An 18547-nucleotide genomic window follows, 5' to 3' on the forward strand; every position below is an offset into this window, starting at 1 on the left:
GGGGGGGCGGCGGCGCGGGCCCGGCGCGGGGCGCGGGCCGGGCCCCCGCCGGCCCCCCCCCCCCGCCGCGCCCCCCGCCCCCCGCCCGCCCCCCCGCCCCCCCCCCCCCCCCCCAGGAGGAGGTCGGGCGGCAGCACGGACACGGCTTTCAGCCCCCTACTGCGCCCCAGGGTTTCGCCCGGGCCGCGACTGCTGGGGTCTGCCTGGTCTGGGAAGTGGGCTCGTTCGGGGAGTCGCTTTCTGGTTGCCGGGGCAGGCGCGCGGTGAGTGGGCACGGATGGAGGTGCCACTGCGGGAGCCGGACAGGCCCGAGACCGTCCGGTTCCCGCTTCACCGCGCCAGGTCAAAGGAGACAGGTCATGTCACAGGTCAAGGAGTCCATCGAGGTCAACGTTCCGGTCCGTATGGCGTATGACCAGTGGACTCAGTTCGAGTCGTTCCCGGAGTTCATGGATGGGGTGGAGCGGATCGAGCAGCGCACGGACACGCTCACGCACTGGGTGACGAAGATCAGCGGTGTCGAGCGGGAGTTCGATGCGGAGATCACGGAGCAGATCCCGGATACCAAGGTGGCGTGGGTGACCGTCGGAGGCGAGAGCGACCAGTCCGGCCTGGTGACCTTCCAACCCATCGATCCCACCCATACGCAGGTCACGCTGATGATGGACTTCGACCCCGAGGGGATGGCGGAGAACATCGGCGACAAGCTCGGCTTCGTCGACCGGCAGGTCAAGGGTGATCTGAAGCGCTTCAAGCACTTCATCGAAGACCGTGGCTCGGCCACCGGACAGTGGCGAGGCCAGGTCTGAGCAGCACTCGCCGAACCCGCCTGCAGGCCGGTTCGCCCGTGGCAAGGCTGGGCGGCCGCCGCGCAGATCACGCGCGGCGGCCGCAGGTGCGCTGAGCTTCCGGTCCCAGAGGCCTCAGCCGGCCAGGGCGACGAGCCTTCGGTAGTCGAGCTGGTCGGCCCGCCGGGCGGTGAGGTAAACATGGACGTCGGCGAGGTACTCCTTCAGGGCGCTGTACCCGGCCGTGTACGTCTCCTCCTGCTCGCCTGCCCCCGGTGGCATCCAGAAGATCAGCAGCTGCTCGTTCCTTCGCATGCCCTCCGGGCTGGCGAAGGACAACTCGTGGACGGCCAGCCGCGGCTCGTCCGCGGGCAGGGCCTGCACCAGCTCGTCATGCGTCAGGTTCCCCTCGACCTCCGGAACGAGGACGCCCGGGGCGTCTACGTAGCAAAGGATCACGCTGTTGATCTCCCGCTTCTCCCTCAGGCGATGCAGAGCGGCAAGAGAGCCCTCCGAAAGGCTGACCGGGCTGCTCACGGGCCTCACCTCCTTGCTGGTCACGACCTGGGACCACGGTGGCATGGGCGCCGCCACCGTGACCCTGCCGGCTGAGAAGACGTACTCCTTCCGCGGCCCGCCGCCGGTGACTCCTGGTTCGACGAGCAGTGCGCGCGACTGCACCGGGCCGGGCGGTTCCGGCAGGCCGGTGGTCAGGTGTGGCGGCGGCTGTTGGTGCCGTCGTGGCTGTCCGCGTGTTCGTCATCGAACCAGTGGTCGCCGGCCGCGAGGTAGCGGAAGGAATGAGCGCTGTCGGCGGGAAGGGCGACGGTTGCGGCGCGAGTACCGTCGCCGCGCGGCTCCAGGGGGTGTGCGGCGGGGTTCCAGTGGCTGAAGTCTCCGATGACGCTGACCGGCCCGTCCGGGGTGTCTTCGGGGTGGACGGAGGTGACCTGTGTACGGCCCTTGAGCTGCTTGCGTTCGAGCACGGAAAACTCCAGCCACGAGGATGGGGAACCGGCCCGTGCATCCTCGCGCCGGTGTGCGCGGAGTGCGGCGGTACAGGGCCGTGGGCCGGGCGGAGGTCACCCAGGCGGCCGCAAGCCGCCGGACCTGGCCTGACCGACCCAACCCGGCCCGCTCCCTGAGCCTCTCGAACATCGTCCCGATCGCCTTGGCAGACGCCGGAGCTGGCCAGAAAGCTCCGTGAGATCAGTCCCCGGAGTGGGCCGGCTTCTGCTCGGCCTCCCGCAGCTGAGTGCGGCACGCGTGGCATACGGAGTTCGCGCCGACGCCGTAGCGGCAGCAGGGTTGGCGGCACTTCGCGCAGGGGCCGATCTGGGAGGGGGCGCAGCTCAGTGCGGGCGGTCTCCTGGACGGCTGGGGTGTGCTCACTGGTGAAGGCCTTTCGGCGGGTGATGGTCAGGGAGGTTTCCAACGGCTCGCTGCTCGTCGCGGAGCCTTTGCGCCAAGCTCTTCGGTCAGGTCCAGCAGGGTCTTGCGGTGCTCGGCGCGGTCGAGGACGTCATGGTTGAAGGTCCGCTCGGCGCTCATGGATTTCGCGATCGGCTGGGGCTGGACGGTGCGCAGGTCCTGACTGTTGGCGTGGGCGTGGAGCAAGCGGCCGGTGGCGGTGCCGAAGAGACGGATGAGGGTGGGCATGGAGCAGCTTCTGGTGAACACCGCTGGCTGGAGCTCACCCTCGCCGTGTCCGCCGCGGACGCCTTCGCCTGACGGGCCGGATCCGCCGTTGAGGTGATATGAGTCCGCTCTCCGGGGAGCCGTTCGGTTCGGACGGGCAGCCGGGGGCAGGCGCACAGGCAGTGCCATGTGTGCCCCGACGATGCGGAGCAGTCCCGCGACCCAGTTCATCCAGCAGCCCGGACAGCCGGACCAGCACACCTATCGGCGGGCCGCGGACTACGTGGCCGCGGCCCTCATCTTCCTTCGGGACAACGTCCTGCTGACCGAGCCCCTGCGCTCCGAACACCTCAAGGCCCGGCTCCTGGGCCACTGGGGTACCTGCCCCGGCATCACCATGGTTCACACCGCCCTCAACACCCTGGTCCGCGAACGCGGCGCCGACGTCCTCCTGGTGACCGGGCCCGGGCACGGCGCCCCGGCCCTGCACGCCAACCTCTGGCTCGAAGGCACCCACGAGGACCACGACCCCGCCCTCGCCAGGACCGGTGCGGGGCTGCGCGAGCTGGCACGCCGCTACTGCGCGCCGGACGGCTTCCCCAGCCACCTCTCCCCGTCGGTACCCGGCACGATGCACGAGGGCGGCGAACTCGGCTACGCCCTCGCAACGGCCTTCGGCGCCGCCCTGGACGCGCCCGACCGGATCGTCGCCTGCATCGTCGGCGACGGCGAGGCGGAGACCGGCCCGACGGCAGGCGCCTGGCACTCCACCAAGTACCTCGACCCGGTGACCGGGGGAGCGGTCCTGCCGTTCCTCCACCTCAACGGTTTCAAGATCTCCTCGCCGACGGTGTTCGCGACGATGTCGGACGAGGAGCTGACGGCGCTGTTCCGCGGCTACGGCTGGGATCCGCGAATCGTGGACGTCACCGGGGATCCGCCCGGCGACCCCCTCGGTGCGGCGGTCCTCGACGCGCACACCGTGATCCGCGACCTCCAGGGCCGCGCCCGATCGGGCGACAAGCCGGTCCGCCCGGCCTGGCCCGTGATCGTGCTGCGCAGCCTCAAGGGGCAGGGAGCGCCCGCGGAGGTCGAGGGCAAGGCGATCGAGGGAACCTTCCACGCGCACCAGGTGCCGCTTCCCGACGTCCACGACGACCCGGAGCAGTTGCGGGCCCTAGAGGGCTGGCTCCGCTCCTACCGGCCCGAGGAGCTGTTCGACGCAGACGGGCGTCCCGTGCCGGACGTCCTCGCCTCGGTCCCGGCGGACGCCGCCCGGATCGGGGCCCAGCCCGCCGCCAACGGCGGACGTCTGCGCCGGCCCCTCGTGCTGCCGCCGCTCCTTCCCCATGCCGTGGACGTGGCCAAGGGGCCGGGGAGCGCCACCGCGAGTCCCACCCGCGTCCTCGCCGACTGGCTCGCCGAACTGATGCTGAGCAGCGCAGCCAACCGCGACTTCCGCATCGTGTCCCCCGACGAACTGGCCTCGAACAAACTCGACGCAGTCCTGGCGGCCAGCGGCCGTGCCTACGTCTGGCCGGTCGAGGAGTACTCCGAGGACCTGACCCGGGACGGCCGGGTCATGGAGATGCTGTCCGAACACAACTGCCAAGGCTGGCTCCAGGGATACCTGCTGACCGGACGGCACGGCCTTTTCCCCACCTACGAAGCCTTCGCCTCCATCGTGGACAGCATGGTCAACCAGCACGCGAAGTGGCTGAAGATGTCGCGCGAAGTCCCCTGGCGCGCCCCGGCCAGCAGCCTCACCTACCTCCTCAGCAGCGAGGGATGGCGTCAGGAGCACAACGGATACAGCCACCAGGGACCGGGGTTCATCAGCAACATGCTGAACAGGAAGAGCAGCGTCACCGGCGTCTACGTGCCGCCCGACGCGAACACCCTCCTCGTCACCATGGAAGAGCTGCTGGACGAGACGGGGAAGGTCAACATCGTCGTTGCGGGCAAACACGACGCCGCCCAGTGGCTCGACCTCGACGCCGCCCGCGCCCACTGCCGCGCCGGCGCCTCCGCCTGGCCCTGGGCGAGCACCCACGCAGGCGAAGACCCGGACGTTGTCCTCGCGTGCGCCGGCGGGATCCCCACCGTCGAGTCGCTCGCCGCCGCGGACATGCTGCGCCGCGATCTGCCCGAGGCCAGGATTCGCTTAGTGAACGTGGTCGACCTCTGCGCACTGGCCCCGCCGGACCGGCACCCCCACGGGATGTCGGACGACAAGTTCCGCGCGCTCTTCGGTGACGACACCCCCGTCGTCTTCGACTTCCACGGGTACCCGTCCGCCGTGCACCAGCTGCTCCACGGCCGGCCGGGCCCCGGCCGGTTCCACGTCCGCGGATATGTGGAGGAGGGCACCACGACCACGCCGTACGATCTGCTCGCCCTCAACGGAACCTCCCGGCACGACCTGGCCGTCACCGCCCTGACGTACCTGGGGGACCGGCACCCCGGGGCCGGGGCACTGGCCGAGGAATACGCGCACCGCCGCGACCGGCTGCGCGAGGAGCTGCGCCGCACCGGTACGGACCCGGACGAGATCACCCGGTGGAGGTGGCCGGCATGAGCGGAGCGGTTCTCGTCCTCGACGCGGGCTCCTCCAGCCTCCACCTCGTCGTGTTGGACGCGGCGGACCGGGTCCTGGCCCGTCGCGACTTCCACGAGTCGCAGGGCGAAGGGGCGGTGAGCGCGCTGAAGGAGTTCCTTGCCGATTGCCCATCCGTCTCGGCCTGCGGCCACCGCCTCGTCCACGGCGGCCCGCACCTGCGGCAGCCCGCCGTCGTGGACGACTCCCTACGCCTGCTGCTGGAGTCGGTGGCGAGCCTCGCCCCGCTCCACATGCCACCCGCACTGGCCGCGCTGGACGCCGCCCGCCGGCTCCTCCCCGACGTCCCGCACGTCGCCTGCCCCGACACTGCCTTCCACAGTGGGCTCCCCGCGCCCGCCCACACCTACGCCCTCCCCCGGGAGTGGATCCACCGCCACGGCCTGCGACGCTACGGCTTCCACGGGCTGTCCTACGCCTACGCGGCGCGTCGTACCGCCGAGCTGCTCGGGCGCCCGCTGCCGGACCTCCAGCTGCTCATCACCCACCTGGGCGGGGGGTGTTCGGCCTGCGCCGTGCGGGAGGGTCGCAGTGTCGACACCACCATGGGGTTCACGCCTCTGGAGGGCATGCCGATGAGCAGCCGCAGCGGCACGGTCGATCCAGGGATGCTGCTGTGGCTGCAGAAGGAGACGGGGCAAGGTCCGGAGCGCCTGGAGGAGGTCCTCACCCGCGAATCGGGGCTCCTGGGCCTCTCCGGAACCTCCGGTGACACCCGCGAACTGGTCCGGGCCCGCGCGGACGGCGACTCCGAAGCGGCCCTGGCCCTCGACGTGTTCACGCTCGGTGTCCGCAGAGGCCTGGCCGGTGTCGCCACCTCCCTGGACCGGATCGACGCCCTCGTCTTCACCGGCGAGATCGGCGAGGACCAGCCCGAAGTACGCGAAGCCGTGGCCCGTGGGCTGGCCGTGCTCGGCATCGAAGGCGGGCTGATCCCGGACAACCCGGAGGAGCCCGCCCTGGCCAGCCGGCCCGGCGCGGCCGTTCCCGTCCTCGTCGTCCCCACCGGGGAAGTCCGGCAGATCGCGCGCGAGACCCGGGCCTGCCTGCGGAAGCGAGGACCCGAACGGATGGGCTGACTCCGACGCTTTACCCGCGGCCACACCTCCTTCTTCCACAGCTCGACCGCGTGCTCGTCGCGATTCGCGGGCGTGAGAGATGAACGTGGGGGCACACGTCTGCTCGGAGGTTGATAATCATGATTCCCCTGCTTCTCGTTCTTCTGCTGATCCTGGTTCTCTTCGGTGCGGGCTTCGCGGTGAAGATCCTCTGGTGGATCGCAATCGCCGTACTGGTGCTCTGGCTGATCGGCTTCGTCGCCCGCCCCAAGAGCAGTGGCGGACGCTGGTACCGCTGGTAGGGAAACGGGTGCCGGCCTCGTTCACGTAGCTCGTGGCGTTGGCGCACCCCGGTCGGGGGGCGCGCCAACGCCACGCTTCCGTGCCGATGGCCGCGGCGAACGCGTCGCCGGTCCGCAGTTCCAGCCACGCGGGGGCGCTGTCGCGGCCCCGGCCTGGCCGCGCCGGAGAAAACGGAGGGTGGCGGGCGGCTACCACTCGGGATGGACATCGTGGCTGTCGTAGCGACGACCGTCGGCGGTCGTCCATGGCCTGAACCTGCCGGGACCACTGGTCACCCGCGCATAAACCACGGCCTCGCCCGTGTCGTCCGTGAGGATCACGGCCCCGGCCGCCTGGGCACGCCGCAGCGCGTGCGTCCAATGAGGGCCGTGCCGGCCGGTGACATAGTCGGGAACTTTGGACTGCGCCATCAGTCCACCCCCTTTAGCGCGCCCTCGGAGGCACCTCGCGCTGGCTGCACGACTTAACCTGCTACCCACCTATTGCCGACATATGCCACCCACGGCGTAGTCGGGCCGCAACCTGGTGGCATCAGGCGGAGCGGGGTCGCGGGTCCTCACGACGGAACGGGCGTGACAGCCGTCAGCGGCTGGCAGACGCCCCGTACCCACCGGCTCTGGTTCGGGTCACACCTCGCAGTTCGAGTCTGCGGCGCGACGGCGGAGCACACCAAGCTGTGGCTGGCGGCCGCCGGTCGGTCGCCGGTCGCCGGACAGCGGCCGATGCCGGCCGGTGTCGTGCTGGTTTCCGCCTGTCGCCGGCCCTACGGTGGCCGGGACCCGCGAGAGGAGACAGAGCGTGCCCGGCGACGGCAGCGACGGCAGCGAGGACATCGATGTCGAGGTTCATGGCAGTACGGCGGTGGTGCGGCCGTACGGTGAGATGGACATCGGCCGCGCCGAGGAGTTTCGCTAGGTGCTCCTCGCGGCTCTGTCCGGCGAACAGCTTCCTCACGATCTCGTGGTCGATCTGCAGTACCTGTCCTTCTGTGACTCCTCGGGCCTCAATGCCCTCCTGGCCGCGCGCGCCGTCGCCGCCGAAAGCGGCCAGATCTTCTACCTTGCCGCGCCCAGGGAGCAGTTCATGCGCCTGTTGGAGATCACCGGCGCCGTGGATCTGTTCGCCATCGAGCCGGCTCCGCCGTTCTGACCCGCCCGGTGGTGCGGGTGGCGGCCCGGTAGTGCTGTGCTCACGCTCCGCCGGTGTCCGGGCTCCAGACGGCCTTGTCCGCCGCCGCGCCATTCGATCTGCAGTGGATCGTCCAGGCGGACGTCTTCGGGGTCCAGGCCGGCCCGTCGCAGGAATTCGAGGAGGTCGCCGGGGGCGAGGGCGCGGCCCGAGGATCTCGCCGTCGACGCGGACGCGGCGCCCGCCCTCGGCGTCCGGCGGATACACGACCACGCGCAGCGCAGCAGCCAATCCTCCACCGTGCCGTCGGCCGGTCACTCCAGCATCCCGAGAGCGGCGTCGGGCCGGCAGTGCGGACACGCGGGGATGCCCTCGGCCAGCGCCCGCCACGCCCTCGTCCACGCTGATGGCCGGCCGTGCAGCGCTTCCGGGCGTCCCGGCAGTCCCTGGCATGGACGCGGTGCGCCGGTGTTGCGCGGGTGTGCGCCGTGGGGTGCGACTGGGCGCCGTCACGGCTCCGAGTATTGCGTTGAGTGTCCGGGCAGTCACTGTCTGTGCTTGATGGTTGGGTTCGGGGAACGGTTCACCGGGGGCAGAGGCTGACGTCGGCGGGGGTGCATGTGCACCGCCGGGCTGCTCTGCCCTCCCGGGCACTGCCTGACCGGATGAGCGACGAGAGGATGAGGCGATGGCGGACATCACCAAGATCGGCGTGCGTCTGATCACGGCGGAGGAAAGCCGGTCCGTCTTCGCTTCGAGCCCACAGACGGGAGCGCGATGAGAACCGGTGCATGGAAACGGTGACCGCCACGGTCAACCCGGGCCAGGACCTCTCCATCCGCTTCGACAACCTGCGCCTGGCCGGCACCGGCCCCCGACCAGAAGATCTGGCCCGGCCAGTGCTACAGCAAGTCCCTCCACCTGCCCCGCATCTGACCGCACGCCACAACTGTTCCCGTCCCGCAGCAGGCTGAGCGGCATCGGTGCCATGCCGAGCAGGCCGGTGGCCTGACCCTGGAGGGATCGAGTACCCGCCATGCCTAAGCCCGCGTTCACCACGACGGCCGGCCGCTGCACCTTTGGCGGACTGCGCGCTGCGGGGTGCCGCGGAGCGTCACGACCACCTACGCCCACCGAACACGTTCGCGCCCAGCGCAGCTCCCTCGCACGGCATTCCGGCGAGTCCTGTCACCAGCATCATGTGCGGAAGGAATCCCGATGGTTCTCTCGTCTTGGCAGACGACGCTCACACGCGGCGCTCTGGCGGCGGCTGTGGCCGCCCTCACGCTCACCGGTACCGCTCACGCCGCCCCTACGGCCCCTGTCCTGCCGAGCGGCCCGGTCGTGATCACCAACCACGCCCACACCAACTACCTCATCCCTGACGACGGGGCCGACAATGCCGGCACCTACCTGCAGGTGTACTACCGGGCCGACCATCCCTACCCGCGCACCTTCCAGTTCGAGCCTGTGAGCGGCCGCCCCGGCGTCTACCACTGGAAGAGCGCCAAGACCGGGAACTGCGCCGACGCCAAAACCGGTGAAGCAGGCGCCTCGGTCTACCTCGCCGCGTGCAGCGCGAACAAGTCCCAGTGGTGGATTCTCCGGTACACCGGCGAGGACGCCACCCGGTGGGTCCTGTCCCCGTTCTTGAACGAGGACCTGGCCGTGACCGGCCTGTACGGCGACGACAACTACGCGCCGCTGCGCGAACTGCCGAACCCGAACGCGGCGACCGCCTCCCAGCAATGGCACTTCACCCGGCAGTAGCCCTGGCAGCCCTCGCCCCCGGCGCGAGCCGTGCAAAGCCCGCGCCGGGGGCGGAGCCATGACCGCAGAGCGCCCGCCGGACCGTTCGCCTGCGGCCCGGCGGATGTCCTTGCTCTGGGCTGTGTCATCGGTGCCGCGGGTGCGGCCTGAAGTGGACCTGCGGACTTCGTCGCGCCGACGGCAGTACTCCTCGGGACGCCCGCCATTGCCGTCCAGCCTGGCCGGCCACGGCTCCACCGCCACGATCATCTGCCACTCCGCGTCGGTCGTGTCCGAGGTGTAGCGGCGCGGCCGGACCGGGTGCCGCCTCCCGTGCCCCCAGCGGCAGGCCACGCAGGAACAGGACGATTCCGCCGACGGGGTGACGGCAGGTGCGGGCAGGGGGTACAACGACACGGCAGGGCCTCTTGTCCGTCCGGGACGGTTTCGTCACCCCTGGACTGCCAAGAGGCCCTGCTCTACGTGCAGTTATCGGCGAAGCAGCCCGCCCGCCCGAGAGCTGTGGATCAGTTTGTTCACAGGCACTCAGGAAGAGGTTCGACCCCTGGATGGCCAACGACGAGGACTCCCCGCTCGTTCTCTCGACCCCAATCGAGGTGCGGAGGAGTTCCCCGACCTCGGTGCGGCAGCCCCGCAGCCTCCTGACCGTCCGTGAGCTCAGGGCGCCAGAGCGAACAGCGGTGCCGCGTACTGGCGGGGACGTTCTTGGATCAGGCGGGTACGCAGGCGGTGGGCTGCGGAGCCCGTCAGCCCGAGGCCTTCGGCAGCGGCGCGGAACGTGACGTAGCGCGCATCGTGGTGCTCTTCCTGGAGCCGTTCGAGCCAGGAGTCGATGCCCCGCAGCGCGTGCTCAACCGAGCCGTCGGGGGAGCCCGTCTCGCGCAGCAGCGCCCGATCGCGCTCGCGCTGGATCTCGGAGAAACCGCAGACCTCGAGGCTGATGCGTTCGGCGGCGGCGAGGTCGGCGTTGCCCGAGAGGTGGAGCGCGCGGGCCAGGCGGTTGCGGTGCAGGACCCGTTCGGTGCTGATGCGGTAGACCCGTGCGCTGACCTCCGATAATTCCACCGGAAGACCGGTGTCGCGCACGACGCAGCCGCCGCGCAGGCCTAGGGCGGCGGCAGCCAGCAGAGCGCTCGCCTCCGAGGGGTGCCAGTCGAAGACGCGGTCGACGAGGCGGGTGTCTTCCGCGGTGAGGGCGAAGGAGTCGTCGCCCAGGTCCGGGAGCAGGTCTCGCTCGGGGATTTCACAGTCCAGACCGGGGCCGGCGAGGTAAAGGTCGGCGTTCACGCCGGCCGTTGCGCACGCCGCCATGACCAGAGCGTCCGGAAGCGGGCTGAGCAGAGTCGGCTCGTCGCCACGGGCGAAGACGTCGCCGCCGATGTCCACCACCTTGACCTCGTCCACCGCGTACCGCTCTGCCACCTCCGCGATCTGGCGGGCCAGACCCCGTACGCCGCCGTACGGATCGAGCAGCCCCAAGGTGATCGGAAGGTCTCCGGCAAGCCGCGGCAGGGTGGAGCCTGCCGGAGCGATGGGGGCGCTGTCGGCGGTGATCTCCCAGAGGTGCCTGGTCAGGGGCCGCAGTCCGGTGAAGTCCCGGTCGGAACGCGGTCCGGGAATCGGGTCGACCACCAGCCGTTCCCAGGAGTAGCTGAGGACCACGGCGGGCTCGTCGCCGCTGAGGGCGCCGTGCACCAGAGTCGTACCGATAACGTCACCGCCGCCGCCCGCTGCGATAAGAAGCTGAGTCACGATTTCCCCCTTGGTCTGTCTTCCGATGGGGCCGCATCCCGGAGTGCGAAGGGCTGCGCCTTCCCGATGTCACGCGCCTTTCGTGCGACGGGGCGAAGCCGACGGTTGCCGCCGCCAGGGTCCTTCGCTGTCACACGTGCTCGAGGAGGGCGCGCAAGGCTGCCACTGCCCTGGCCCCTACAGGGCCAGCGCCCCCACCAGGGCGCCCCCAACTGATTTTCGCGCTCCCGGCCAACCCGCCGGGCTACCACCGGAGTTCGGGAATCCCGTCCAGCTCTTACGCATCCGGGCGACGCCGGGCCGGCCCCCTTGGTCAACCGGCCACCTGCTCACCAACTGGTGTGCACGGGCATGCCTTCCGCATAGCCGGACGCACCCTGGACGCCGACGATGGCGCGATCGTGGAACTCCTCGAGGGTGGCAGCACCCGCGTAAGTGCATGAGCTGCGCACCCCGGCCACGATCTCGTCGATGATGTCCTCCGCACCGGGACGCCGGGGGTCGAGATACATCCGTGCCGTGGAGATGCCCTCGTCGAACAGGGCCTTGCGGACCTGGTCGAACGTGGAATCCTCGGCGGTGCGGTGGCGGACGGCGCGGGCGGAGGCCATGCCGAAGTTCTCCTTGTACAGGCGGCCGTCGGTGTCCGTGTGGATGTCCCCGGGGGACTCGTGCGTTCCCGCGAACCAGGAACCGATCATCACGTTGGAGGCTCCGGCTGCCAGAGCGAGCGCGATGTCCCGGGGGTGACGGACGCCGCCGTCAGCCCAGACGTGCTTGCCGAGATCGCGGGCCTGCCGGGCGCATTCGAGGATGGCGGAGAACTGGGGACGGCCCACGCCGGTCATCATCCTGGTGGTGCACATGGCGCCGGGGCCCACGCCGACCTTGACGATGTCCGCTCCCGCAGCGACGAGGTCGCGCACTCCGGCGGCACCCCCTTTTTTTGGCCTGGACGTGTGCGGAGTCGATTACTGCGCGGGAGAGGTCGAGCAGGCCGGTGTCGTCGTGCCGGTGCAGGATCTCCTCGTGCAGCCGGCCCCATACGCCGGCTGTCGACCAGATCAGGAACCGGCGATGGGCTGTCGACTTCGATATCCCGAAGCAGGGCGGCAGCGATCGCCAGGCACAGCCGCTGACCAGCACGTAGATGATCGCGGCGAACATCGTCTCATCAGGCGTGTCCTGCGTCCCGCCGCCCTGCGGCCACACCCTCGACGGCGGGATCAGCGGCTCCGCGATCTCCCACAACCCGTCCGGAATAATCCAGCTCCACGTACCCCGCCCCATGAACGGTTCAACGTCCGCCAGCAACCGTATACACGTGTGACAACAGGGCCTCCTGGTACTCCTCGGTCAGATTCGCATCCCCGAGCTACCAAGAGGCCCTGCCCTCATGCGCGTACCGCTGGAAGAGCACCCCATCAGGAACCCTGTTCGCTCCGCTCGTTCCATGATCGTTTGAGATGCGGTTGTGCCTGTCGACTTCAACTCGTCCGCCATGTCGTGCGATTGACTCGCACGTGTGTACGGCAATGTGGCCGATCATCCGGACCGGGCACGCCGGTATCCGTCGGACATGACGGAAGCGGAGTGGGCGACGGTGCCGCTGCTGCTGCCAGTGCCGGCCTGGCTGGACGGCCGGGGCGGGGTGGGCAGCCCGAAGGCTACTGCCACCGCCAGATGCTGGACGCGATCCGCTACCTGGTCGCGGTCGGGATTTCCTGGCGGGCGATGCCCGCCGCCTTCCCCTGCTGGGCCCGGGGCTATGCCTTCTTCCGCCGCTCGCACGAGAACGGGCTGGTCGCGGAGTTCCATGACCGGCTGCGCGGCCGGGTGCGGGAGCGCGAGGGGCGCGAGGTGGAGCCGACGGCGGGGATCATCGACGCGCAGTCGGTGAAAGCCGCCGCGAACGTGCCGGCCGCCTCACGCGGCTTCGACGGCGGCAAGTTGATCAACGGGCGGAAGCGGCACATTGTGACCGACTGCCTGGGCCTGCTGCTGGTCGTGGCCGTGACCGCCGCGAACGTCGGAGACCGCGAGGCGGCCGTTGGATTGCTGGCCCGGCTGCGCTTGCTGCACCGGGACATCACCCTGGTCTGGGCCGACGGCGGCTACACCGGCGGCCTGATCGGATGGTGTCGCGACAAGCTCGCGCTCACCCTGGAGATCGTGAAGCGCACTGATGGCATGGAGGGGGTTCGTGGTGCTGCCGAGGCGTTGGGTGGTGGAGAGGGCGCTGAGCTGGCTGATGCATTCCAGGCGTCTGGCCAGGGACTACGAAACCCTCCCGGCCACCAGCGAGGCGATGATCCGGTGGTCGATGATCACGCGGATGAGCTGCTGGCTGGCGCGGCCACGAGCCGCCGCCCGGCACGGAACATCCCCGACGCCTCCTGGAGCAACTACCCTCGCTCACCCGGGCCGGGGCGCGTAAAAGGGGGATCTGCAAAAGGAACCGCCGGGCGGCATCGTCGCTGAACCTGACGATCACGGCCTTGGACGCTCGCGTGGCGGTCTGACCACCAAACTCCACCTGGCCACCGAGCAAGGACAGAAGCCCATGTCGATCGTGGTCGCGGCGGGGCAGCGAGGGGACTCCTCGCAGTTCGAGCCGGTCCTGGAAAAGGTCCGCGTGCCGCGCGTCGGGCCGGGCCGGCCACACACACGACCCGATCGCGTGCGCGCCGACAAGGCGTACGCCTCCCGGAAGAATCGCGCCTATCTGCGGCGTCGCGGTATCCGCTGCACTATCCCGGACAAGGCCGACCAGGCCCGCAACCGCAAGAAGCTCGGCTCACGCGGCGGTCGTCCGCCGAAGTTCGACCCCGAAGACTACAAGGCAAGGCACGCGGTCGAATGCGGCATCAATCGCCTCAAAAGACACCGGGCTGTAGCCACACGGTACGACAAACTCGCGGTCCGCTACGAGGCGACCGTCCTCGTCGCAGCCATCAACGAGTGGTTGTGACGTACTGATCCGACGGCAACTCGAACACCCGTACTCGCCGACCGCCGGTGGGATTGACGGTCTCACGGACCGGATGCATCCCCAGTTTGGTCATGATCCGTTCGGAGGCGTCGTTGCCCACTTGTGCGATGCTGACGATCCGCTCCAGCCCTCGCTCTTCGAACCCGAACCGTACAGCGGCCGCAGCGGCCTCGGTGGCCAAGCCCTGCCCCCAGTATGAACGTCCCAGCCGCCAGCCGACCTCAACCGCCGGGAGTACCTCCGGCAAGAAGTCGGGCACCGAAAGGCCGGTGAACCCGGCCAGCTCGCCAGTGGACCGGATCTCCACGGCGAACAGGCCGAAGCCCTGTGACTCCCACTCGCTCTCCCATGCCTGGACCCGGCCGCGTGTCTGCTGTTCGTCAAGGACGCTGCCGTCGCGGATCCACCGCATGACCTCGGGGTCGGCGTTGACGGCAGCCATGGGCGCAACGTCTTCCTCGCGCCAACGACGCAGGATCAAACGGGGAGTCTCAAGCGTGACCATCCAATCATTCTGGATCACAATTGGGCTCTCCGTCCTCTTCACTAGGCACTTTCGATACACGCCCTAGTCGGCCGGGGGACCAGTGCCGACGACAGTATCAATACGGTGGATGAGCGACACGCAGGCATCCTTCGCCGCAAGGAATGCGTCCCCGGCTGCAATGAAGAGTTCCGTGTCCTGTTCCTTCAGGGCCCGTTCGCATTCCTGGCTGAATAGCGCCTCTTGGGTGATGAGCGTTCGCCAGAGGGATTGCCCCTCGGAGTCGGGGAAGCGGAAGTAGTCGTTGGATTCTTGCGCGATCCGGCCGATGCTGCTGCAGAGGGATCCGACGGGAGCTGCCGGGGGTATCTCGCCCTGTGACTTGGATACGAGATCAAGCATCTGGACCGCGTCGTGGGTAAAGCGGTTCATCAGAGTGGCGCCGCCGAGGTCGCGCCATGCACCCACTTGATCCGCCCTGGACCGCGCGGAAACCTGAGAGTCGTCAACGGCCGCCAACTGTGCCGTCGTCGCCCCCAAGGGCTGTCCGGCGGAGGTGCCCATCGGTGCCCTGGATATCTCTCCGACAGCGGCAATAGCCACAGCCACCACACACAACCCGACCACACCCAGGCGACGGGCGGCTGACCTGCGACGCGATGTGCGGGGCGGGTGTGAGGCATCCGCGCGGCGTGCCCTGCGCGGCCGCACTGCCTGAACCGCCGACACGGCCGCGGCCGTGACAGGTGCGGTAATCGCGCCGAGAACGAGGGCGGCCTCCAAGAGAAACTGAACGTCCCCCCCGGTCAGAGCGGGCTCTCCGCGACAGGACGAGGCAAGCGTGTTCAGCGGCTCGATACAACCGTCCAGGAAGAAGAGGGCTTGCATCCCGCCGAAGCCGACCAGCACCGCGGTCTCGGCCGCGACGAGTGCTAGGAGCAGCCGGTAGCGGTTGGTCAGGGTGCTCGCGATGGTGGCGGAGGCCGCTGGTGCTATGGCCAGGGCGAAGAGCGACAGCGCCCAGAAGACGAGTAGGTAGAGGCCCCGCCGTTCTTCGACTGGTGGTTGCCAGCTGTGCATGTAGGCCATCACGAGCACGGTGGCGAGCCAGCTCGCAGCCCCGCCCAGCAGGGCCGGCGCCATGACCTTACGCAGCCGGGGCGGTGCCTCCGCCGTAATTTCCGTGTCGTTGTCCTGGAGGGCGCTGCGGATCCAGCGGGGTGTGGCGGCAGCTGGCCGGATCGTCCAGGCCAGCAGGGTCGTAATCCACAGGGCCGCGACCGGCGCTAGGACGAGGGGCCTGCTGACCAGGAAACTGACGAACGGGAATACAGCGGCGATCGCGGACAGAGGGGCAGGGTTGGCCGTGGCCGGTCCGGGGAACTGCTGACGCAATGTCTGCAGTGCCCAGTCGAGATTGTACGGCCAGCCGATGGTGAACACCCAGCCTTGCTCCAGCCACCACGCGAACCAAGAAGCCAGGCCCAGGCTCGACGCTGCCAAGCCCAACAGCAGTGGTGGGCGGATCGTCCGTCCCCGCCACAGCCTGATCCACAGCTGGGCACTCTGTACGGTCCACCACGCGTACACCACTCCCGCGAACACGACCAGGAGAAGGACCTCGGGTTGGGCGGGAAACCACGTAGAGCTCCCAACGTCCCCGACGACCAGTTCGCTGGCGGCCATCCCTATGCCCATCCAGAGTCCTGCCCGCAGCCCGGAGGGTACGGGACGCGAGGTCAGCACGGAATGGGCCACGGCCCGCCAGAGGGCGATGCCGCTCACTGCGGTGGCCAGTGCGGCCGCGACCAGCGGAAGCACCTGGTACACGTAGGGGCCAGCCAGGTCGGACTTCTGCAGGTAGGAAGCCACATGGCGGTTGATCAGCGTGGCGGCGGCCCCGGTCAGGAACATCGGGAGGGGCTGCAAGCCGAACAGCGCCGCGGGATCGGTCATGGCTTCACGGCGCAGATCCCATCGCGGGTGGGTACGCCACAGCTCGACGAAGGACCGCAGGATCCGCGTAGCTCTGCTGTCGGCCGGCGCCTGTCTGGTGCCAGCCCAGCCGCGGGGATCCGCACCCCATCGCACCGCGGCGAGGTCGGCGTAAATTTCCCGGCTGCGCAGCACGTCCGAACGCGCGAGGTAGATCAGCGCGGTCACAAAGACCGTGAGCAGGACGCCGCGGGTCAGCCCGGGTAACTGGTCCGTCCCGTTGAAAGAATGGGCGGCATCGTTGGAGGAAACGAAGACGACCCATACGACGTGGATGTGGAATGCCACGTAGGGTGCGAGCACCAATGCGATGAAGACCCGCCAGACGGAGACTGTGGCGTAGGTGAGGGTGACGTCGCCGTTGCGGATATGGGCGAACTCGTGCAGCACCACCGCACGGAACCCCGCCGGGTCGGTAGGCCTTCGGGCGAGCAGGCCACCATACAGGCATACTGTGGGTCGACGATTGCTGCCGAACACTACCGCACCGGCCGAAGCCGCCGCTGGATCGACGACGACACGCGGCACTCGGGACAAGCCCGCCACCACTGCCAGACCCTCTAGTAGGTGCCGCAGCTCCCGGTTGCGATCGATCGACTCCAGCGGCAGGACCCTGCTGTGACGTGTCTTCCAGATAGGCAGGCAGCGGAACAGCACGGCCGCCCCCGCCAGCAGGAAGCCCGACCATACGATCACCCACCACCACGGCGTCATCTGGCGGTTCAGGCACGCCTGAAATGCATCGGGCTGGTTCTTAATGCTGACCAGCCAGGCAAGATCGGTGCCGTGGGCAAGGTCCGCTCCGGAGGCAAGAAGGCAACCCGCGGTGTCCGTGCCGTCGAGTCCGCGGAGGACTTCCAGCACCATGCCGCCGCTGCTCGTCACCAGCAGAACCAGTAGCAGTGCGAAGCGCACCGTCGTGCCCGCGCCCATCGCCCGTTCGTCGACCCGTAATCGAGGAAGGATCGTGGTCATGGGCGCCTTACACCTCCTGCGCTGGGGCGCCGCTGCCGGCCGGGTCTTCAATGCCGACGTGTTCCTGGCTGCCCTCCTCCGGCGCTGCCAGGGCCAGCCTGGCCACCACCGCGTCGGCGACCGCAATCGCGCGCTGCTGCGACAGTCCCCGCTGTGCGGCCATCTCCAGTACCCCTTGCCGCACCTGGGCGAGCTGCTCGCGGGTCAACGCTGGGATAGTCACCGGTTCTGCTGTCCTGCGGAGGACCCTATGCAGGACGGCCTTCGCCCCAGTGGTGGCGCCGTCCACGGCAGAGCCGACGAGCTGCTGGGCCGCGTGGTTCACTGCCAGCCACACCACTGGGGTGACCAACGCAACGACCTCGCCCAGGCCGAAACCCAACGGCTCACGCCGCTGGCCCCGACGGCCCAGCCTACGCACGACCGCAGCATCATCGAGCCGGAATAGCCCCTCCACGAGGGGCAGTTCCTCCGGAGCCGCCTCTGCCACGACGTCGCGGACCGCGTCGCGGACCCTGATGCCACGTGTCGTAACCGTGCGTGCTCCCGGTAAAGCCTCTTCTGTGCCCACGCTGTCCCCCGTCGCAGTTCGTGGATTACCCCAGTGAACATCCGCCATCGGTGCCCACCTTGGCCGACCGATTCCGCTCCGGGCAAGGCCCTGGCGGACAACCGTCGGACCCAGAGGGCCTGCATCACCGCAGTCCAACTAGCTATTTCCTGAGCAGTGCGGTGACATCCCACAGCCGCACGATTTTATCTTGGCTTCCCGTCGCCAGAGTCCGCCCATCTGGGCTGAACGCTGCACTGAAGGCCTCTCCCATGTGGCCGGTGATCGGCTGACCGATCTGGCGCTGGGTGGCCACGTCCCAAAGCCGCGCCGTCCTGTCTACGCCTGCGGTGGCCAGAGTTCGCCCGTCCGGGCTGAACGCCACGCTGTTGACGGAATCGGTGTGGCCGGTGATCGGCTGACCGATCTGGCGCTGGGTGGCCACGTCCCAAAGCCGCGCCGTCCTGTCTACGCCTGCGGTGGCCAGAGTTCGCCCG

General features: G+C 69.3%; 19 protein-coding genes and 2 pseudogenes. 8 read left to right on the forward strand and 13 right to left on the reverse strand.

Annotation, left to right across the window (positions count from 1 at the left end):
- The first annotated feature begins 359 nt into the window (after nucleotides 1-359).
- The gene (locus ACIQU4_RS26880; protein WP_403735611.1) at nucleotides 360-809 is read left to right on the forward strand and encodes an SRPBCC family protein; all 450 of its coding nucleotides are present in this window, start codon (nucleotides 360-362) and stop codon (nucleotides 807-809) included.
- A 114-nt stretch (nucleotides 810-923) separates the two neighbouring features.
- Here ACIQU4_RS26880 and ACIQU4_RS26885 read toward each other — a convergent pair whose 3' ends face one another.
- The 3 genes from ACIQU4_RS26885 to ACIQU4_RS26895 all read right to left on the reverse strand — a co-directional run bounded on the left by ACIQU4_RS26885 (nucleotide 924) and on the right by ACIQU4_RS26895 (nucleotide 2447).
- Complete coding sequence (locus ACIQU4_RS26885) at nucleotides 924-1325, reverse strand: cofilin family protein (protein WP_403735613.1); 402 nt, start codon at nucleotides 1323-1325, stop codon at nucleotides 924-926.
- A gap of 173 nt (nucleotides 1326-1498) precedes the next feature.
- A complete protein-coding gene (locus tag ACIQU4_RS26890) occupies nucleotides 1499-1774 on the reverse strand; it encodes a hypothetical protein (RefSeq protein WP_403735616.1) in 276 nt (91 codons plus the stop codon).
- A gap of 433 nt (nucleotides 1775-2207) precedes the next feature.
- Nucleotides 2208-2447 (reverse strand): hypothetical protein, encoded by a 240-nt coding sequence (locus ACIQU4_RS26895; RefSeq protein ID WP_403735619.1) that lies wholly within the window; start codon nucleotides 2445-2447, stop codon nucleotides 2208-2210.
- Nucleotides 2448-2628: 181 nt separating this feature from the next.
- Here ACIQU4_RS26895 and ACIQU4_RS26900 point away from each other — a divergent pair, with 181 nt between their 5' ends.
- The 3 genes from ACIQU4_RS26900 to ACIQU4_RS26910 all read left to right on the forward strand — a co-directional run bounded on the left by ACIQU4_RS26900 (nucleotide 2629) and on the right by ACIQU4_RS26910 (nucleotide 6403).
- Nucleotides 2629-5004, forward strand: coding sequence for a phosphoketolase family protein (locus tag ACIQU4_RS26900; RefSeq protein WP_403735622.1), 2376 nt, complete (start codon nucleotides 2629-2631; stop codon nucleotides 5002-5004).
- Nucleotides 5001-6122: an acetate/propionate family kinase gene (locus ACIQU4_RS26905; RefSeq protein ID WP_403735625.1), complete on the forward strand. Its 1122-nt coding sequence runs from the start codon at nucleotides 5001-5003 to the stop codon at nucleotides 6120-6122. The genes ACIQU4_RS26900 and ACIQU4_RS26905 overlap by 4 nt, the downstream gene beginning before the upstream one ends.
- Nucleotides 6123-6241: 119 nt before the next feature.
- On the forward strand, nucleotides 6242-6403 hold the full coding sequence (locus tag ACIQU4_RS26910; RefSeq protein ID WP_403735628.1) for a hydrophobic protein: 162 nt from the start codon (nucleotides 6242-6244) through the stop codon (nucleotides 6401-6403).
- 189 nt (nucleotides 6404-6592) lie between these two features.
- Here the strand turns inward: ACIQU4_RS26910 and ACIQU4_RS26915 are convergent, their stop codons facing one another.
- On the reverse strand, nucleotides 6593-6814 hold the full coding sequence (locus tag ACIQU4_RS26915) for a hypothetical protein (RefSeq protein WP_403735630.1): 222 nt from the start codon (nucleotides 6812-6814) through the stop codon (nucleotides 6593-6595).
- Nucleotides 6815-7319: 505 nt separating this feature from the next.
- Between ACIQU4_RS26915 and ACIQU4_RS26920 the strand changes: the two genes are divergently transcribed.
- Entirely contained in the window at nucleotides 7320-7553 is a 234-nt protein-coding gene (locus ACIQU4_RS26920) for an STAS domain-containing protein (RefSeq protein WP_403735633.1), read from the forward strand.
- A 293-nt stretch (nucleotides 7554-7846) separates the two neighbouring features.
- Here ACIQU4_RS26920 and ACIQU4_RS26925 read toward each other — a convergent pair whose 3' ends face one another.
- Nucleotides 7847-7975, reverse strand: coding sequence for a DUF6233 domain-containing protein (locus ACIQU4_RS26925; RefSeq protein WP_403735821.1), 129 nt, complete (start codon nucleotides 7973-7975; stop codon nucleotides 7847-7849).
- A gap of 775 nt (nucleotides 7976-8750) precedes the next feature.
- Here ACIQU4_RS26925 and ACIQU4_RS26930 point away from each other — a divergent pair.
- Nucleotides 8751-9302: an RICIN domain-containing protein gene (locus ACIQU4_RS26930; protein ID WP_403735636.1), complete on the forward strand. Its 552-nt coding sequence runs from the start codon at nucleotides 8751-8753 to the stop codon at nucleotides 9300-9302.
- A 657-nt stretch (nucleotides 9303-9959) separates the two neighbouring features.
- On the opposite strand, the gene ACIQU4_RS26935 is transcribed toward ACIQU4_RS26930, so the two are convergent.
- The 4 genes and pseudogenes from ACIQU4_RS26935 to ACIQU4_RS26950 form a co-directional block, all read right to left on the reverse strand.
- Entirely contained in the window at nucleotides 9960-11054 is a 1095-nt protein-coding gene (locus ACIQU4_RS26935) for a DUF1152 domain-containing protein (RefSeq protein ID WP_403735639.1), read from the reverse strand.
- A gap of 329 nt (nucleotides 11055-11383) precedes the next feature.
- Nucleotides 11384-11989, reverse strand: a pseudogene (locus tag ACIQU4_RS26940) (IMP dehydrogenase); the annotation flags it as partial.
- Nucleotides 11990-12344, reverse strand: a pseudogene (locus tag ACIQU4_RS26945) (transposase); the annotation flags it as partial.
- Nucleotides 12345-12599: 255 nt separating this feature from the next.
- Entirely contained in the window at nucleotides 12600-12731 is a 132-nt protein-coding gene (locus tag ACIQU4_RS26950) for a hypothetical protein (protein WP_403735642.1), read from the reverse strand.
- A 6-nt stretch (nucleotides 12732-12737) separates the two neighbouring features.
- Here ACIQU4_RS26950 and ACIQU4_RS26955 point away from each other — a divergent pair, with 6 nt between their 5' ends.
- Both ACIQU4_RS26955 and ACIQU4_RS26960 read left to right on the forward strand, forming a co-directional pair.
- A complete protein-coding gene (locus ACIQU4_RS26955; RefSeq protein WP_403735645.1) occupies nucleotides 12738-13535 on the forward strand; it encodes a transposase in 798 nt (265 codons plus the stop codon).
- A 55-nt stretch (nucleotides 13536-13590) separates the two neighbouring features.
- Nucleotides 13591-14025, forward strand: coding sequence for a transposase (locus ACIQU4_RS26960; protein ID WP_403735824.1), 435 nt, complete (start codon nucleotides 13591-13593; stop codon nucleotides 14023-14025).
- Here ACIQU4_RS26960 and ACIQU4_RS26965 read toward each other — a convergent pair.
- From ACIQU4_RS26965 to ACIQU4_RS26980, 4 genes are all read right to left on the reverse strand, one after another.
- Nucleotides 14009-14551 carry a GNAT family N-acetyltransferase gene (locus tag ACIQU4_RS26965; RefSeq protein WP_403735648.1) on the reverse strand — a complete coding sequence of 181 codons (543 nt, stop codon included), beginning with the start codon at nucleotides 14549-14551 and terminating at the stop codon, nucleotides 14009-14011. The two genes, ACIQU4_RS26960 and ACIQU4_RS26965, sit on opposite strands and share 17 nt — an antisense overlap.
- Nucleotides 14552-14614: 63 nt before the next feature.
- Nucleotides 14615-17500 carry a M48 family metalloprotease gene (locus tag ACIQU4_RS26970; protein ID WP_403735653.1) on the reverse strand — a complete coding sequence of 962 codons (2886 nt, stop codon included), beginning with the start codon at nucleotides 17498-17500 and terminating at the stop codon, nucleotides 14615-14617.
- A 7-nt stretch (nucleotides 17501-17507) separates the two neighbouring features.
- Nucleotides 17508-17708, reverse strand: a complete 201-nt coding sequence (locus ACIQU4_RS26975; protein ID WP_403735655.1) for a hypothetical protein — start codon at nucleotides 17706-17708, stop codon at nucleotides 17508-17510.
- 505 nt (nucleotides 17709-18213) lie between these two features.
- Nucleotides 18214-18547: WD40 repeat domain-containing protein (locus tag ACIQU4_RS26980; protein WP_403735658.1), on the reverse strand; the 334-nt coding region annotated here is incomplete at its 5' end.

Origin of the sequence: Streptomyces sp. NPDC090741 (assembly GCF_044769045.1) — a bacterium.
Lineage (GTDB): Bacteria > Actinomycetota > Actinomycetes > Streptomycetales > Streptomycetaceae > Streptomyces.

What these genes read in the sequence shown, in the direction of transcription:
- ACIQU4_RS26880 (WP_403735611.1), top strand. Translation starts at nt 360, where the DNA reads ATGTCACAGGTCAAGGAGTCCATCGAGGTCAACGTTCCGGTCCGTATG.
- ACIQU4_RS26895 (WP_403735619.1), bottom strand. Translation starts at nt 2,447, where the DNA reads ATGCCCACCCTCATCCGTCTCTTCGGCACCGCCACCGGCCGCTTGCTC.
- ACIQU4_RS26900 (WP_403735622.1), top strand. Translation starts at nt 2,629, where the DNA reads ATGCGGAGCAGTCCCGCGACCCAGTTCATCCAGCAGCCCGGACAGCCG.
- ACIQU4_RS26905 (WP_403735625.1), top strand. Translation starts at nt 5,001, where the DNA reads ATGAGCGGAGCGGTTCTCGTCCTCGACGCGGGCTCCTCCAGCCTCCAC.
- ACIQU4_RS26910 (WP_403735628.1), top strand. Translation starts at nt 6,242, where the DNA reads ATGATTCCCCTGCTTCTCGTTCTTCTGCTGATCCTGGTTCTCTTCGGT.
- ACIQU4_RS26915 (WP_403735630.1), bottom strand. Translation starts at nt 6,814, where the DNA reads ATGGCGCAGTCCAAAGTTCCCGACTATGTCACCGGCCGGCACGGCCCT.
- ACIQU4_RS26930 (WP_403735636.1), top strand. Translation starts at nt 8,751, where the DNA reads ATGGTTCTCTCGTCTTGGCAGACGACGCTCACACGCGGCGCTCTGGCG.
- ACIQU4_RS26955 (WP_403735645.1), top strand. Translation starts at nt 12,738, where the DNA reads ATGCTGGACGCGATCCGCTACCTGGTCGCGGTCGGGATTTCCTGGCGG.
- ACIQU4_RS26965 (WP_403735648.1), bottom strand. Translation starts at nt 14,551, where the DNA reads ATGGTCACGCTTGAGACTCCCCGTTTGATCCTGCGTCGTTGGCGCGAG.
- ACIQU4_RS26970 (WP_403735653.1), bottom strand. Translation starts at nt 17,500, where the DNA reads ATGACCACGATCCTTCCTCGATTACGGGTCGACGAACGGGCGATGGGC.